At 49.4% G+C, this 13,957-nt stretch carries 16 protein-coding genes and 5 tRNA genes; 20 read left to right on the forward strand and 1 reads right to left on the reverse strand.

Annotated elements, in window-relative coordinates:
• The first annotated feature begins 55 nt into the window (after positions 1 to 55).
• The 4 genes from gcvT to XMM383_RS05400 all read left to right on the forward strand — a co-directional run bounded on the left by gcvT (position 56) and on the right by XMM383_RS05400 (position 3,405).
• A complete protein-coding gene (gene gcvT, locus XMM383_RS05385) occupies positions 56 to 1,159 on the forward strand; it encodes a glycine cleavage system aminomethyltransferase GcvT (RefSeq protein WP_173482540.1) in 1,104 nt (367 codons plus the stop codon).
• 19 nt (positions 1,160 to 1,178) lie between these two features.
• Positions 1,179 to 1,568: a glycine cleavage system protein GcvH gene (gene gcvH, locus XMM383_RS05390; protein ID WP_173481779.1), complete on the forward strand. Its 390-nt coding sequence runs from the start codon at positions 1,179 to 1,181 to the stop codon at positions 1,566 to 1,568.
• A gap of 77 nt (positions 1,569 to 1,645) precedes the next feature.
• Positions 1,646 to 2,842 (forward strand): class I SAM-dependent rRNA methyltransferase, encoded by a 1,197-nt coding sequence (locus XMM383_RS05395; RefSeq protein WP_173481780.1) that lies wholly within the window; start codon positions 1,646 to 1,648, stop codon positions 2,840 to 2,842.
• Between the two features lie 146 nt (positions 2,843 to 2,988).
• Entirely contained in the window at positions 2,989 to 3,405 is a 417-nt protein-coding gene (locus tag XMM383_RS05400; protein ID WP_173481781.1) for a CBS domain-containing protein, read from the forward strand.
• 15 nt (positions 3,406 to 3,420) lie between these two features.
• On the opposite strand, the gene XMM383_RS05405 is transcribed toward XMM383_RS05400, so the two are convergent.
• A complete protein-coding gene (locus XMM383_RS05405) occupies positions 3,421 to 4,080 on the reverse strand; it encodes an HAD family phosphatase (protein WP_173481815.1) in 660 nt (219 codons plus the stop codon).
• Positions 4,081 to 4,220: 140 nt separating this feature from the next.
• Between XMM383_RS05405 and rppH the strand changes: the two genes are divergently transcribed.
• From rppH to nusG, 16 genes are all read left to right on the forward strand, one after another.
• A complete protein-coding gene (rppH, locus tag XMM383_RS05410; protein ID WP_173481782.1) occupies positions 4,221 to 4,706 on the forward strand; it encodes an RNA pyrophosphohydrolase in 486 nt (161 codons plus the stop codon).
• Positions 4,707 to 4,739: 33 nt separating this feature from the next.
• Positions 4,740 to 7,034 (forward strand): phosphoenolpyruvate--protein phosphotransferase, encoded by a 2,295-nt coding sequence (gene ptsP / locus XMM383_RS05415; protein ID WP_173481816.1) that lies wholly within the window; start codon positions 4,740 to 4,742, stop codon positions 7,032 to 7,034.
• Complete coding sequence (locus XMM383_RS05420; protein WP_173494644.1) at positions 7,035 to 7,844, forward strand: sulfite exporter TauE/SafE family protein; 810 nt, start codon at positions 7,035 to 7,037, stop codon at positions 7,842 to 7,844.
• Entirely contained in the window at positions 7,844 to 8,623 is a 780-nt protein-coding gene (lgt, locus tag XMM383_RS05425; RefSeq protein WP_173488820.1) for a prolipoprotein diacylglyceryl transferase, read from the forward strand. The genes XMM383_RS05420 and lgt overlap by 1 nt, the downstream gene beginning before the upstream one ends.
• A gap of 14 nt (positions 8,624 to 8,637) precedes the next feature.
• Positions 8,638 to 9,489 (forward strand): thymidylate synthase, encoded by an 852-nt coding sequence (locus XMM383_RS05430; RefSeq protein WP_173481784.1) that lies wholly within the window; start codon positions 8,638 to 8,640, stop codon positions 9,487 to 9,489.
• Between the two features lie 12 nt (positions 9,490 to 9,501).
• Positions 9,502 to 10,014 carry a dihydrofolate reductase gene (locus tag XMM383_RS05435; protein ID WP_173481785.1) on the forward strand — a complete coding sequence of 171 codons (513 nt, stop codon included), beginning with the start codon at positions 9,502 to 9,504 and terminating at the stop codon, positions 10,012 to 10,014.
• 2 nt (positions 10,015 to 10,016) lie between these two features.
• Positions 10,017 to 10,982 (forward strand): bifunctional biotin--[acetyl-CoA-carboxylase] ligase/biotin operon repressor BirA, encoded by a 966-nt coding sequence (gene birA, locus XMM383_RS05440; RefSeq protein WP_173481786.1) that lies wholly within the window; start codon positions 10,017 to 10,019, stop codon positions 10,980 to 10,982.
• A complete protein-coding gene (locus XMM383_RS05445) occupies positions 10,972 to 11,694 on the forward strand; it encodes a type III pantothenate kinase (RefSeq protein ID WP_173481787.1) in 723 nt (240 codons plus the stop codon). Before birA ends, XMM383_RS05445 begins: the two co-directional genes overlap by 11 nt.
• Positions 11,694 to 12,335 (forward strand): hypothetical protein, encoded by a 642-nt coding sequence (locus XMM383_RS05450; protein WP_173481788.1) that lies wholly within the window; start codon positions 11,694 to 11,696, stop codon positions 12,333 to 12,335. Before XMM383_RS05445 ends, XMM383_RS05450 begins: the two co-directional genes overlap by 1 nt.
• A gap of 23 nt (positions 12,336 to 12,358) precedes the next feature.
• Positions 12,359 to 12,434 (forward strand) — tRNA-Thr (locus XMM383_RS05455).
• A 17-nt stretch (positions 12,435 to 12,451) separates the two neighbouring features.
• A tRNA-Tyr gene (locus XMM383_RS05460) sits at positions 12,452 to 12,535 on the forward strand.
• 17 nt (positions 12,536 to 12,552) lie between these two features.
• A tRNA-Gly gene (locus tag XMM383_RS05465) sits at positions 12,553 to 12,627 on the forward strand.
• A 13-nt stretch (positions 12,628 to 12,640) separates the two neighbouring features.
• Positions 12,641 to 12,715: transfer RNA gene (locus XMM383_RS05470), tRNA-Thr, on the forward strand.
• A gap of 165 nt (positions 12,716 to 12,880) precedes the next feature.
• Positions 12,881 to 12,956 (forward strand) — tRNA-Trp (locus XMM383_RS05475).
• A 62-nt stretch (positions 12,957 to 13,018) separates the two neighbouring features.
• On the forward strand, positions 13,019 to 13,387 hold the full coding sequence (secE, locus tag XMM383_RS05480; protein ID WP_173481789.1) for a preprotein translocase subunit SecE: 369 nt from the start codon (positions 13,019 to 13,021) through the stop codon (positions 13,385 to 13,387).
• A 9-nt stretch (positions 13,388 to 13,396) separates the two neighbouring features.
• On the forward strand, positions 13,397 to 13,939 hold the full coding sequence (gene nusG / locus XMM383_RS05485) for a transcription termination/antitermination protein NusG (protein ID WP_173481790.1): 543 nt from the start codon (positions 13,397 to 13,399) through the stop codon (positions 13,937 to 13,939).
• The last annotated feature ends 18 nt before the right edge of the window (positions 13,940 to 13,957 follow it).

Below are 13,957 nucleotides of genomic sequence, written 5' to 3' on the forward strand. Positions count from 1 at the left end.
CTTTTTGAAACTCCGCAGAGAAGCGGAGTTTATTGATTGAATAACAGGACTGTAAATGGGACACAAAACTCCACTCTATGAGTTGCACGCATCAATGGGCGGTAAGCTTGTCGATTTCGGCGGTTGGGATATGCCATTGCACTATGGTTCTCAGCTAGAAGAGCACAATATCGTGCGCCAAGATGCAGGTATGTTCGATGTGTCGCACATGACCATTGTTGACGTATCAGGTCAGGAATCACGTAAGTATCTTCAATATCTTGTGGCTAATGATGTCGCGCGTTTAGAAGTTAAAGGTAAGGCGCTCTATACAGCCATGCTCAATGAGCAGGGCGGCATTATCGATGATCTTATTATCTACTTGATGACTGATAAGAGCTCTTCTAACGAGTGGTACCGCTTGGTGGTTAACTGTGCGACGCGTGAGAAAGATTTGGCCTGGATGGCGGATCGAGCGATCGGTTTTGATGTGACGTTAAATGAGCAACCTGAGTTGGCCATGGTCGCTGTGCAGGGTCCTAAGGCGCGTGCAAAAGTCGCTGCGCTTCTTGGTGGATCGCGTGAGCAGGCCATTAACGAACTATCGGTCTTCCAAGGGTTTGAGTCGGAAGGGTGGTTTATTGCCCGCACCGGTTATACCGGCGAAGATGGCCTTGAGATCATGGTGCCTGATGATGAAGTTGCTCAGTTTTGGTCTGCACTGGCTGAAGCGGGTGTCGCACCTTGTGGCTTAGGTGCGCGTGATACGCTTCGCCTGGAGGCGGGTATGAATCTATACGGCAGCGATATGACCGATTCTGTGACTCCGTTAGAGTCCGGCATTGCATGGTCGGTGGCGTTTGAACCATCTGATCGACAGTTTGTCGGTCGTGAGGTTCTTGATCAGCAAAAAGCGAATGGCGGCTACGATAAGTTAGTGGGCTTGGTGCTTGAAACAAGAGGTGTCTTAAGAGGGCATCAGCGTGTTATTGTTGACGGTGTTGGTGAGGGTGAAATTACCAGTGGTACATTCTCCCCAACCTTAGGCTTCTCGGTCGCTCTGGCTCGAGTGCCTGCCGGTACTGGTGCTGCTGCGAAAGTTGAAATGCGTGGAAAAGAGATCGACGTTCGAGTCGTCCGTCCGCCTTTCGTCCGCAACGGCAAAAAAGTTTTTGAATAATCAGATCAGGTGATAAAAGATGAGTAACGTTCCTGGCGAATTGAAGTATGTAAGCAGCCACGAGTGGATCCGTGTTGAGGGTGATGGCACTGTAACGATTGGTGTTACAGACCACGCGCAAGAAGCACTGGGCGATGTGGTATTTGTTGAGTTGCCTGACATCGATGCAGAGGTGTCTGCTGGTGATGACGCAGGTGTGGTTGAGTCTGTAAAAGCAGCATCTGATATCTATGCACCGGTTAGCGGTGTTGTCGTTGCGGTTAACGATGATCTTGAAGATGCACCAGAGATGGTTAACAGCGACCCTTATGGTGATGGCTGGTTCTTCAAACTTAAACTGACTGATGAGAGTGAATTGGATGACCTTCTAAGCGCTGACGAATACTCAGCTGCTTGCGAAGAAGAGTAATCTGATCTGACTAAAACCCCGGTTGGCTTGAAAGTTTCAATGCCAACCGGGGTATTTTTATTTTTGGTAATCGCTAGATGAAAGCAAAATCTTTAGTTCTACAGCAGGGTGCAGATCGCCGTCTTCGTGGCGGACACGTCTGGATCTACAGTAATGAGGTGGACAATAAAGCCTCACCCCTGAAAAATTTTGAGGTGGGAGAGCAGGTCCAGGTTGTAGATTCCCAAGGTCGCCCAAGAGGCAGTGCGATTATCAACCCCAATACCTTGATCTGTGGTCGTCTGTTTAGTCGTGATCCAGAGCAAGAGCTCGATCGCTCGCTGATTGTGCACCGTCTCAACATCGCACTGTCTTTGCGCGAGATGAGTTTTGATCAGCCCTGCTACCGCTTAGTGTATGGCGATTCGGACGGTCTACCTGGCCTAGTGATCGATCGATACTACGATATCTTTGTGATACAGATTTCGACGGCAGGGATGGAGAAGGTTCAGCATCATGTGATTGATGCCTTGAACAAGGTCTTTATGCCGGCCGCCATTGTGTTGCGTAATGACGGTAAGTTCCGTGAAACCGAAGGTCTTGAGGCCTACGTTGAGGTGGTTCAAGGTGAAGTCGGCGATCTGTCACCACTGTCTGAAAATGGCGTTAACCTAGTTGCACCCCTGTTGACGGGGCAAAAAACAGGTTGGTTCTACGATCACCGTGAAAACCGAGCACGTATGCAGACGATGGTGAAGGGTAAAAAGGTCCTTGATCTGTTCAGTTATGTGGGTGGCTGGGGTGCTCAAGCACTGGCTGCCGGCGCGTCTGAAGTGGCCTGTGTTGATGCGTCTGCAGGCGCACTGGAAGTGGCTGAAGAGAATGCGCGTCTACAAAATGCTCTGCCGAAATTTAGAGCTCTGCAAGGCGATGCCTTCGATATCTGTAAAACACTGGTAGCTGATAAAGAGCGCTTTGATGTGGTGATCGTCGATCCACCTGCCTTTATTATGCGCAAAAAAGACATTCGTAATGGTGAGCGTGCTTATGCACGTATCAACAACTTTGCGATGCGTCTGCTGAAGCGTGGTGGTGTGTTGGTATCGGCATCATGCTCAATGCACCTGCAGACAGACCGTCTAGTCGATATGCTACGGACCAACAGTCGTGAGCTGGATCGTCAGGGGCAAATTTTCGCACAGGGCTATCAGGGAGCGGATCACCCTATTCACCCAGCGATTCCTGAAACTGAGTATCTGAAAGCTTATTTCATGCGCTTATTGGCGAATGAGTGATCAGAATTTATGGAAGAGAAAAACGGTGCCCTAGCTCCGTTTTTTTGTGCCAGATCATTTGATTGATTATCTCTTAAGTCTGAGTGTGGAAAAAATTGGATTTTGAACCACAATGAAAGTGTGACTCTAATCAATAGGAGAGAGTAATGTTTTCTCAGAAACTGGTTTCAGATCTAATGGATGCTTCGGTCGTGCCTCTGCAAGAGTCTGCCTCTTTGGAGGTGGCGGTTGCCCACCTTGTTGATTCTAACTACCCGGGTCTGCCCGTTGTTAACACTGAGGGCAAAATTTCAGGATTCTTGTCAGAGCATGACTGCCTGCGCTACCTCATCTCAAGTAGCTACTATCTTGATGATCGCACCTGTGTCAGCGATATCATGTATCGCCAACCACTGACGGTCTCTCCTAAAGAGACGCTGTTGCAGCTGGCTGAGCGCATGGAAGGTGGTAAGCCTAAGGTTTACCCAGTCTGTGAAGAGGGTAAGTTGCTTGGAATAGTAACCCGTAAAAATGTGATGCGTGCACTTAATGACACGCTGGCGAATACCAAAAAATCCGCTTAAAACAGTTGCGTAGGATTAGCGGCGAAGATCAAGGATCGGCCAGCCGCGCTGCTGAGCTTCAGCTGTTAGTCGTTCGTCTGGGTTAACGGCTACGGCGCGTTCTACCTGCTCAAGCAGAGGTAGATCGTTGATTGAATCGCTGTAGAAGTGGCTGCCAGAGAGGTTGGCGTTGTGCTCTTTGAGCCACTCGTTGAGTCGGGTAACTTTGCCAGATTGGAAGCAGGGTGTGCCCGCTATTTTTCCTGTGTATGCACCATTGAGCTGTTCTGGCTCAGTGGCAAGAAACTCATCTACCTCTAAGCGTTTAGCAATGGGTCCTGTGACAAAGCTGTTGGTCGCGGTGATGATCATCAGCCTATCTCCCGCGGCGCGGTGTGTTGCTAAGAGCTCTTCAGCCTTAGGCAGGATGATCGGCTCAATAACCTCGGACATGAATTCGTTGTGCCACTGATCTAGTTGAGCTTTGCTGTGCTCTGTCAGTGGTTTTAACGCAAACTCGAGAAATTCGTTGATATCCATCGTACCCGCTTTGTACTGTTCAAAAAAACGATCATTTGCGGCTCGGTAGGCGGTCTCATCAACAATGCCTTTTTGACACAAAAACTCCCCCCATGCGTGATCACTGTCGCCGTTGAGTAGGGTGTTATCCAGATCAAAAATAGCCAAGGGTTTCATAAGGTTCTCGTGTTTAGGATTCGCTGCAGAGAATACGGGTGTCTGAGCTGACTGGCAAGACACTGTGAATAGTCTATTTCTTAAAAGTTGGTACTGTGGAACAATAGGACCATAAGTTAAAGTTTTTTAAGGAAAACAAAGTGATCGATTCAGATGGGTTTAGACCGAATGTAGGTATCATTCTGGTTAACTCGCTGGGTCAAGTTCTGTGGGCGCGTCGTTGTGGTCAAGATGCGTGGCAGTTTCCACAAGGTGGAATCAATGCGGATGAGACCGCTGAACAAGCCATGTATCGTGAACTCCATGAAGAGATCGGCCTAACGAAAAAGGATGTGGAGATCCTCGGCGTTACCCGTGGTTGGTTAAGGTATCGTCTGCCAAAACGCATGATTCGTCGTAATCAGTTTCCACTCTGTATAGGTCAAAAACAGAAGTGGTTTATGTTGCGCATGTTGAGTCGTGACGAGGCAGTGAAAATCGACTGTTCGGACACCCCAGAATTTGATGGTTGGCGATGGGTGAGTTATTGGTACCCAGTAGGGCAAGTCGTCTCATTTAAAAAAGAGGTTTATCGTAAAGCGATGCGGGAGTTATCTCCTCGTTTGACACGTATCGTTAAACGCTAGACACACAATGTCTAAAAGGAGTCGCACATGAGCATGCTCGCTCGATTGCGTCAGATTGTGCAGGAAGTAGGCAGTGAGTCCGATCTTGAGTCGGTACTCTCCCTTACTGTGCGTCGCATTCGTGAGACAATGTCGACTGAAGTGTGCTCCATCTACCTAACCGATACGCAAACGAATCGTTATGTGCTTCGTGCCACCGAGGGTTTGAATCAGGACGCGGTGGGTAAGGTCTCTCTATCGTCGACTGAGGGTATCGTGGGTTTAGTCGGTTCTCGTGCAGAACCGATCAACCTTGAAGATGCCTTCACTCACCCTTCGTTTGTCTATCTACAATCGACCGGTGAGGAACGCTTCCACGCCTTCCTTGGTGTGCCGATTATCCATCAGCGTAAAGTGCACGGTGTGTTGGTTGTTCAGCAGCGGGAAGTTCGACGCTTTGATGAGTCTGAAGAGGCTTTCATGGTTACTCTGTCGGCTCAGCTCGCTGGCGTGATTGCCCATGCCGAGGCCACCGGCTCCATTCTTGATGTTTTTGCTGCCGCTAAACAGGATGATGAGCCTGTCACGGCGAAGCGTTTTGTCGGTATCGCTGGCGCACCCGGTGTCGCTATCGGTAATGTCTATGTGGCAACGCTCTCTGCAGATCTACGCAGTGTGCCTGACAAGCCGGCCAATGATATCCAGGCAGAGCTGCAAGATTTCGAACACGCCCTGGTTCAAGTGCGGGAAGATATTCAGAAGGTCTCTGACTCTCTAGCGACGCGCCTTAGAACAGAGGAGCAGGCGCTCTTCGAAGTCTACCTCCGTATGCTGGATGACAATGCCATTCCAAGTGAAGTGCGAACTAAGATTGAGGCAGGAAACTGGGCTCAGGGTGCGCTTCGGGAAGTTATTCAAGCTCATGTTAGGCAGTTCTCCGATATGGAGGACCCCTACTTGCGCGAGCGGGCAACTGACATTCGTGACTTAGGTCGTCGTCTGCTCTCGGCAATGCAACAAGAGGGGGCTGAACGGGTTCCTGATTTCCCAGATAACACGGTTTTGATTGCCGATGACCTTTCGCCGGCTATGCTCGGTTTGGTGCCTGAAGATAAGTTGGTCGGTATGGTGTCTGTGACCGGCTCTGGCTCCTCACATGCCGCCATATTGGCTCGTTCAATGGGTATTCCAACGCTGATGGGTGTGGTTGAGCTGCCCTATACCAAGCTTGATGGTCGTCAGGTTATTGTCGATGGCTACTCAGGCAGGATCTACGTTGACCCGACAGATGATCTGTTAGAAGCCTACAGCTCTATTCTCAAAGAGGAGCGAGCGATTGAGGCTAACCTGGATCAACTTCGCGACCTTCCCGCTGAGACACAAGATGGTTTCAATCAGACGTTATGGGTTAATACCGGTCTGACGGCAGATGTGGAGCGTGCGGTTAAACGCGGTGCTGAAGGTATCGGACTCTATCGTACAGAAATTCCGTTTATGATTAGGGATACTTTTCCTTCTGAACTAGAGCAAGCGGACAGTTACCGTCGTCAACTGGAAGCCTTTGCCCCCAAACCTGTAACCATGCGCACCCTAGATATTGGTGGTGATAAGGCGTTGCCCTATTTCCCAATTGAGGAAGAGAACCCATTCCTTGGTTGGCGAGGCATTCGTGTCACCTTAGATCATCCCGAGATCTTCCTTGTTCAGGTGCGTGCTATGTTGCGGGCATCTGAGGGGCTCAATAACTTAAGGATCATGCTGCCAATGATCAGCAGTGTTCAAGAGGTGGAAGCGGCGCTGGAGCAGATTAATCAGGCGTTCAACGAGTTGTTGGAGGAGGGGTTGGATCTTCAGAAGCCTGAGATTGGCGTCATGATTGAAGTGCCCGCTGCGGTCTATCAAATTGGCCGTTTTGCGCCTTTGATCGATTTTGTCTCAGTCGGTTCTAATGATTTGACTCAGTATCTGCTCGCAGTTGATCGCAATAATCCGCGTGTTGCTGATCTCTACACCACCTATCACCCATCGGTGTTGCAGGCACTGCAGTTGATTGCTAATGAGGCGCACAAATACCAGAAACAGGTCTCTATCTGTGGTGAGATGGCGGCCGATCCCGGCGGTGCGTTGCTGTTGATGGCGATGGGTTATGACGTGCTTTCAATGAACTCGACCAACTTACCTAAAGTTAAGTTGGCGATTCGCAGTGTTGAATATAAAGATGCAGCGTTGCTTTTAGGGCAGGTGATGAAGATGGATGAATCTTCAGATATTCACCTTTTGCTTCGTGAAACGCTTCAAAACGCGGGTCTGACACAGTTGACGCGCCCCGTTCTTCCAGGAAACGATTAGATGATAGAGACATTAATTACCTACCTAGTTCTAGGTTCGGTGGCTGGCGTTGTGGCTGGACTCTTTGGTATTGGTGGCGGTCTGTTGATCGTTCCAGTTCTTATCTTTAGCTTTACGGCACAGGCGATGCCAGAGGCCGTTGTGACACACGCTGCAGTAGCGACTTCACTTGCAACCATTGTGGTTACCTCGATCAGTTCGGTACTGGCGCATAATAAACGCGGTGCGGTTCGCTTTGATCAGTTTAAGCCGCTCGCTGTCGGTGTTGCCGTTGGTGCTATGGTCGGTGTTTGGATCGCTGATCAGTTAAGTGGTGATAATCTTCAAATCATCTTTGGAATTTTTGCCTGTATGGTCGCAGTGCAGATGGCTTTCGATTTGAAGCCGCGTCAAGGTAATAGCACGCCTGAAAACTTAGAGTTGGGTGTTGCGGGGTCAGTCATTGGTGGAGCCTCCTCTATTTTCGGTATCGGCGGTGGTACCTTGACGGTGCCCTACTTGACCGCTCGAGGCAGTGACATGCGTGAAGCGGTCGGTACTTCAGCCGCAGTTGGTTTGCCCATCGCGCTGTTCAGTGCACTGGCTTATATCTGGGCCGGCCAAGATGCCGCAGGTATGCCAGCTTATAGTGTTGGCTACATCTATCTGCCAGCCTTTGTGGGCATTGCGATTGCCAGTTCACAGTTTGCTCGAGTCGGTGCGAAATTGGCGCACTCTCTGCCACAAAAACACCTGAAAAAGATCTTTGCCATCTTCTTAATGGTCATTGGTGTTCGTTTCTTGCTGATTAACTTGATGGGGCTGGCGTGATCTGGACTCATGATATTGACCCAGTTGCGGTCGGCTTTGGTGCTATACAGATTCATTGGTACGGCATCATGTACCTGCTCGCATTCGGTTCGGCCTATTGGTTGGGTACTGTTCAAGCAAAGCGAACCGGTCTATGGAGCGAAAAGCAGCTTTCTGATCTGATTTTTTATGGTGCTCTAGGTGTCATTCTTGGTGGCCGAGTCGGTTATGTCCTTTTCTACCACTTTGACTACTTCTTAGAAAATCCGCTCTGGTTATTCCATGTTTGGGAGGGCGGGATGTCCTTCCATGGTGGTCTGTTAGGGGTGGTTGCAGTCATTCTCTGGTTCTCAAAAAGTCAGGGTAAATCACTGTTTGAGATCGGTGATTTTGTCGCCCCGCTCGTGCCTTTAGGTTTGGCTGCTGGCAGGATGGGTAACTTCATCGGTGGTGAGTTGTGGGGGCGTGCCACTGATCAGGCCTGGGGTGTGATCTTTCCACGTGCCAGCGACCTGTTAGCTAGACACCCTTCGCAGCTTTATGAAGCGCTGCTCGAAGGTATTGTTCTGTTCTCAATTGTCTGGATCTACTCAATGAAACCGCGCAAGTTGGGGTCGGTTTCAGGGCTCTTTTTGTTAGGTTACGGCCTTGCTCGTAGTGCTGTAGAGTTCTTCAGGGAGCCGGATGCGCATCTTGGCTTTATTGGATTTGATGTTTTAACAATGGGTCAGTTACTCTCTCTACCCATGATTTTGATTGGGCTTTATCTGCTTATGCGCCCAGTTGCTTCGAAAAATTAATCTAAGGTTATTGGATGAAACAGTATTTAGAGTTGTGCCAACGCATCATTGATGAAGGCGTCTGGGTGGGTAATGAGCGCACCGGTAAGCGTTGTTTAACAGTGATTGATGCCAATCTTGAATATGATGTCGCTGGCAATCAGTTCCCGCTCGTCACAACGCGCAAGAGTTTTTACAAAGCGGCCATTGCTGAGCTTTTGGGTTACCTACGTGGATACGATAGTGCGGCTCAGTTTCGTGATATTGGCTGTAATACGTGGAATGCTAACGCAAACGAGAATGGTGCTTGGTTGAATAATCCTGCTCGTAAAGGTGAGGATGACATGGGGCGTGTTTACGGAGTGCAGGGTCGTCAGTGGATGGCGTCCGATGGCAGCGTCACCGATCAGCTTAAGAAGATTGTTGATAACCTCTCTAAAGGGATCGATGATCGCGGCGAAATCCTGACCTTCTACAACCCGGGTGAGTTTCATCTTGGTTGTCTGCGTCCTTGTATGCATACCCACACCTTTTCGCTATTGGGTGATCAGCTCTTTTTAACATCCTATCAGCGCAGTTGTGATGTGCCGCTGGGCCTCAATTTTAATCAGGTTCAGGTCTATGTGTTGTTGGCGTTGATGGCCCAGATAACCGGTCATAAACCAGGTAAGGCGTATCATAAGATCGTCAATGCGCACATCTATGAAGATCAGTTGGAGTTGATGCGTGACGTGCAGCTTAAGCGCGAACCTTTCCCTAGCCCGCAGTTAAAGATCAATCCCGATATTAAATCGCTTGAGGATATCGAAACCTGGGTGACAACGGATGACTTTGAAGTGGTTGGCTATCAGTACCATGACGCCATTCAATACCCATTTTCTGTATAAGTAGGAGAGGTTATGAGATTAGCTTTAATCGTCGCTCAGGGTTTAAATCGCGTTATTGGTAATGACAATAAACTGCCTTGGTACCTACCTGAAGATCTGCGTTATTTCAAAGAGGTGACCATGGGTAAGCCCATTATTATGGGTCGCAAAACCTTTGAGTCGATTGGCAAGCCTCTGCCAGGTCGTTTGAATATCGTCATTACACGAGATTCGAATTGGAGTGCTGAAGGTGTCAAAATCGTGGCAAGCCTAGAAGAGGCTATCGAGGTCGGTGAGGCACAGGCTATGATCGATGGGGTAGAGGAGGCTGTCATTATTGGTGGTGCTCAGATCTATGCACAATCGCTACCTCTTGTTGATCGTCTCTACCTGACACAGGTTGAGGCTGAGCCTGAGGGAGATGCTCACTTCCCTGAAATTGACTACGGCCAGTGGCAAGAGTTGGGTCGTCAATCTTTTCCTGCCGGCGACCAGCCGAACCGCTACCCCTACGCATTCATCGTCTACGACCGCAGCGAGGCGTAACCGTGCAACGACTGTTATCGCTGCTGGCAGATGGCCAGTATCGCAGTGGTAACAGTCTGGCTGCGATTCTGGACATATCCTCATCCGCACTTCGAAAAGAGTTAGATAAACTCAGTGCTCTGGGAATCGCTATTCAATCATCGAGAGGGCGGGGTTATCGCATCAATGGCGGTCTAGATCTGCTTGATGAACAGTTTATCGCAAATGAGTTGTCCTCTCTTAACTATGACCGCATCGACGTTTTAGATTCGGTCGACTCGACCAATCGTGTTGCGCAAACCCATATGTCTGATGGCTGTCGCAAAGTGTTAGTGGCAGCTGAGTATCAGGGGCAGGGTCGAGGTAGACGCGGACGTCAGTGGGTGAGCCCTTTTGCGGCCAATTTGTATCTTTCACTGGGCTGCCAATTTAAAGGGGGCGCGGCAGCACTCCAAGGTCTAAGTTTGGCGGTTGGGTTGGCTGTTCAGCAGGCATTGAGTTCGCTTGCTGTGACAGGGGTGCAGTTGAAGTGGCCGAATGATCTCCTATTAGAGAAGCGTAAGCTGGGTGGGGTATTGATCGAGCTGGCCGGCGATCTGACGGGTGAGTGTTCTGCTGTGATTGGTGTTGGGATCAATGTGAAGATGCCGGACAGTGTCAATTCGAGCATTGACCAAGAGTGGTCGGATTTGGGCAACTACATGTCAGGTACGCTAACTCGTTCTCAGCTTTTGATTGAGATTGTCCGATCATTAACTCAACTGTTAAATGAGTTTGAAACAAAAGGTTTCTCGGCATACGCTCAGCAGTGGCAGGCGGTCCATGCATTCCAAGATTATCCTGTTAGGCTCTTAATGGGTCACGCTGAAGTGGAGGGTATTTGCCGAGGTGTGGATGCGCAGGGTGAGGTGCTAGTGGAGGTTGAGGGTAAGCTAAACCGTTACTCTGCTGGTGAGATTAGTTTACGAGGAGTTAACAGTGCGTCTTGAACTGGATATAGGCAACAGTCGAGTTAAGTGGCGCCTGGTATCAGATCGGGTTGAACGCGAGGGTGTGACCAGACTGGTTGATCCTCAATGGCCTGATGCATCGGTGGATGCTCTTTGGATTAGCTCAGTTGCGGCGTCAGAGGTTAATGAAAGGCTCTCCTCGGAACTGGAACAGCGCTATGGCTGTACTCCAGAGTTTGCTCGTGTTTCGAAAGAGTGCGCGGGTGTGCGCTGTGGATATGAGGAGGTCTCTCGATTAGGTGTCGACCGTTGGTTGGTTTTGTTGGCTGCTTTTCAGAGAGGGAAGGGAGTGCCCGCGATACTGGTTGATGCCGGCAGTGCGGTGACCATCGATCTATTGACGGCAAATGGGCAGCATACAGGTGGATTTATCACCCCAGGTTACCAAATGCTGCAGAGTGCGCTGCTGGGGCAAACGGCAAACATCCGTTTTGAGCAAGAGGCTAGTGCTCAACCCTTTGGTGGAGTCGATACTGCTAGCTGTGTTTCATCAGGTGCGGAGTTAGTATTTGCCGGTCTGGCTCACTCTATTTTGGCTCTAAGAGCAGATTTCAATGAGCAGGCGAGTGTTCTGTTAACCGGTGGTGATGCTCTTAAGCTTTTTGAATATATTAAGTCAGAACCTAGGGTTGAGTGTCTGCCAAACCTGGTGTTAGATGGATTGAGTTTGGCGGAGAGGGTGACACTTTAATGTTACGTTGGTTGGTGTTGTTAGTGCTTTTAGGGAATGCGCTGCTGTTTTTGTGGTACGCGCAAGAATACCGATTTGCAGACACCGTCAGGCAGCCAGACATCAGGCCTGCCGCGCTTCGACTTCCCAATGAACTTGATGCAAGCGAGCAGTTAGTATTGCGTCCAAGGGAGTGTGGTTATTTTCAGCCTTTAGAGAGTGACTATGAGGCAGAGAGGTTGCTTATTCAGCTTGAAGGCTATGGAGTAGATCTCGCTTACGAAAAGATTCCTCCTGTTGCGCAAGGTTGGAAAGTTGAATTGCCCCTGCCAGCAGATGCCGATCGTCGTGTTGCCTTGCTCGATCAGCTGGCGTCACTGGGTTGGGTTCCCGAGAGTCGCGATGGTGCACTAGTGATGGGCGTCTATCCTGATGATGCTGCCGTCGATGAGTTGCGAAAGCAGTTCCCAGATGATTTACAGAGCAAATTGCGTAAAAAGGTTAACACCATTCAAAGTGATGCTTTTCGTGTGACTGTAAGCTACCTACAAGGGTTTGAATTTGATCAAGAATTGATCGAAATGGTCGCGACACAGTGGCCTGGCGCTCAATTTGAAAAAAAACCCTGCGAAGGGGTTGCAACGCTGAAACCTGATCAGTAAGATACGCCCCACTTCATTGCTGAGCCGGTATAGCTCAGTTGGTAGAGCAACTGACTTGTAATCAGTAGGTCCCGAGTTCGACTCTTGGTGCCGGCACCATTTCAGCAATAAGTACTGGTGGGATTCCCGAGTGGCCAAAGGGATCGGATTGTAAATCCGACGCGAAAGCTTCGATGGTTCGAATCCATCTCCCACCACCATTTCGATAGCTCCTTCGGCGGGTATGGTATAGTGGCTATTACCTCAGCCTTCCAAGCTGAAGAGGCGGGTTCGATTCCCGCTACCCGCTCCAATCGACGATATTCGCTCATGTAGCTCAGGGGTAGAGCACACCCTTGGTAAGGGTGAGGTCGGCGGTTCAAATCCGCCCATGAGCTCCATGACACATGTAAGGTAGATTAATTGTCTGCCTTTTTTTACGTCTTGGGGTAGGTGTCAGAGCGTTTCGAAGTGGGTTTTCAATACCGCATAGGCTGCTGAATTTCTTGGTTTTATCAGTTGAAACTGAGATTTTAGGCGGGTATAATGCGCGTCCCTTGTTGTATAGGGTAGTGGCTCAATTGGCAGAGCAGCGGTCTCCAAAACCGCAGGTTGGGGGTTCGAGTCCCTCCTACCCTGCCACCTTTTGCAGGTGGTTTATATGCAGCAAATCTAGCTTAAGTGTTTGATTAGTAGAGGTTCTGGTGAACTCAAAAGTTTCTGACGACGTGTCTAAATTTGACAGCCTGAAGTGGCTTGTTGTTATTGCGATCGTTGCTGTTGGTGTGGTCGGTAACTCTGTCTACGCTAACGAGTCACTGCTCTATCGTGTGCTTGCGTTAGTTGCGCTCGCAATTGTAGCTGGCTTTGTTGCACTTCAAACGGCAAAAGGTAAAGCGTTCTTCCGTCTATTCAAAGAGGCGAAGAATGAGATTCGCAAAGTGGTATGGCCAACTCGTCAAGAGACGTTGCAGACGACCTTGATCGTTGTTGTGGCTGTATTGATTGTTGGTCTTTTGCTTTGGGGTCTGGACTCGCTACTCGGCTGGGTAGTGTCTGGCTTTATTGGTTAAGAGGTTTCTATGAGTTCAGAAAAGATGCGCTGGTACGTTGTTCACGCTTACTCTGGTTATGAGAAGCGTGTTCAGGCTGGTCTGCTAGAAGCGATCGAGCGTCACGGTATGGAAGATCTGTTTGGCGATATCCTTGTGCCAACAGAAGAGGTTGTAGAGATCCGTGATGGTAAGAAGCGTAAGTCTGAGCGCAAGTTCTACCCAGGTTATGTGCTCGTTAACATGGTGATGAACGACGAAACTTGGCACATGGTTAAGAGTACGCCACGTGTTCTAGGTTTCATAGGTGGTACGGCAGATAAGCCTGCACCAATTACTCAGCGTGAAGCTGATGAGATTCTACGTCGTGTAGAGAGTGGTGTTGATAAGCCACGTCCTAAGACGATGTTTGAAGCGGGTGAGATGGTGCGTGTTAATGATGGCCCATTCGCTGACTTCAATGGTGTTGTTGAAGAGGTTGATTACGAGAAGTCACGTCTGAAAGTGGCTGTATTGATCTTCGGTCGCTCAACACCGGTTGAACTTGAGTTCCGTCAGGTCGAAAAAGTTTAACGAAGGTTTTTAACGAAC

It is taken from the genome of Marinobacterium sp. xm-m-383 (genome assembly GCF_013283255.1).
Lineage (GTDB): Bacteria > Pseudomonadota > Gammaproteobacteria > Pseudomonadales > Balneatricaceae > Marinobacterium_E.

What these genes read in the sequence shown, in the direction of transcription:
- XMM383_RS05450 (WP_173481788.1), top strand. Translation starts at nt 11,694, where the DNA reads ATGTTACGTTGGTTGGTGTTGTTAGTGCTTTTAGGGAATGCGCTGCTG.
- XMM383_RS05405 (WP_173481815.1), bottom strand. Translation starts at nt 4,080, where the DNA reads ATGAAACCCTTGGCTATTTTTGATCTGGATAACACCCTACTCAACGGC.
- gcvH (WP_173481779.1), top strand. Translation starts at nt 1,179, where the DNA reads ATGAGTAACGTTCCTGGCGAATTGAAGTATGTAAGCAGCCACGAGTGG.
- ptsP (WP_173481816.1), top strand. Translation starts at nt 4,740, where the DNA reads ATGCTCGCTCGATTGCGTCAGATTGTGCAGGAAGTAGGCAGTGAGTCC.
- gcvT (WP_173482540.1), top strand. Translation starts at nt 56, where the DNA reads ATGGGACACAAAACTCCACTCTATGAGTTGCACGCATCAATGGGCGGT.
- XMM383_RS05400 (WP_173481781.1), top strand. Translation starts at nt 2,989, where the DNA reads ATGTTTTCTCAGAAACTGGTTTCAGATCTAATGGATGCTTCGGTCGTG.
- XMM383_RS05395 (WP_173481780.1), top strand. Translation starts at nt 1,646, where the DNA reads ATGAAAGCAAAATCTTTAGTTCTACAGCAGGGTGCAGATCGCCGTCTT.
- XMM383_RS05435 (WP_173481785.1), top strand. Translation starts at nt 9,502, where the DNA reads ATGAGATTAGCTTTAATCGTCGCTCAGGGTTTAAATCGCGTTATTGGT.
- XMM383_RS05420 (WP_173494644.1), top strand. Translation starts at nt 7,035, where the DNA reads ATGATAGAGACATTAATTACCTACCTAGTTCTAGGTTCGGTGGCTGGC.
- nusG (WP_173481790.1), top strand. Translation starts at nt 13,397, where the DNA reads ATGAGTTCAGAAAAGATGCGCTGGTACGTTGTTCACGCTTACTCTGGT.
- XMM383_RS05430 (WP_173481784.1), top strand. Translation starts at nt 8,638, where the DNA reads ATGAAACAGTATTTAGAGTTGTGCCAACGCATCATTGATGAAGGCGTC.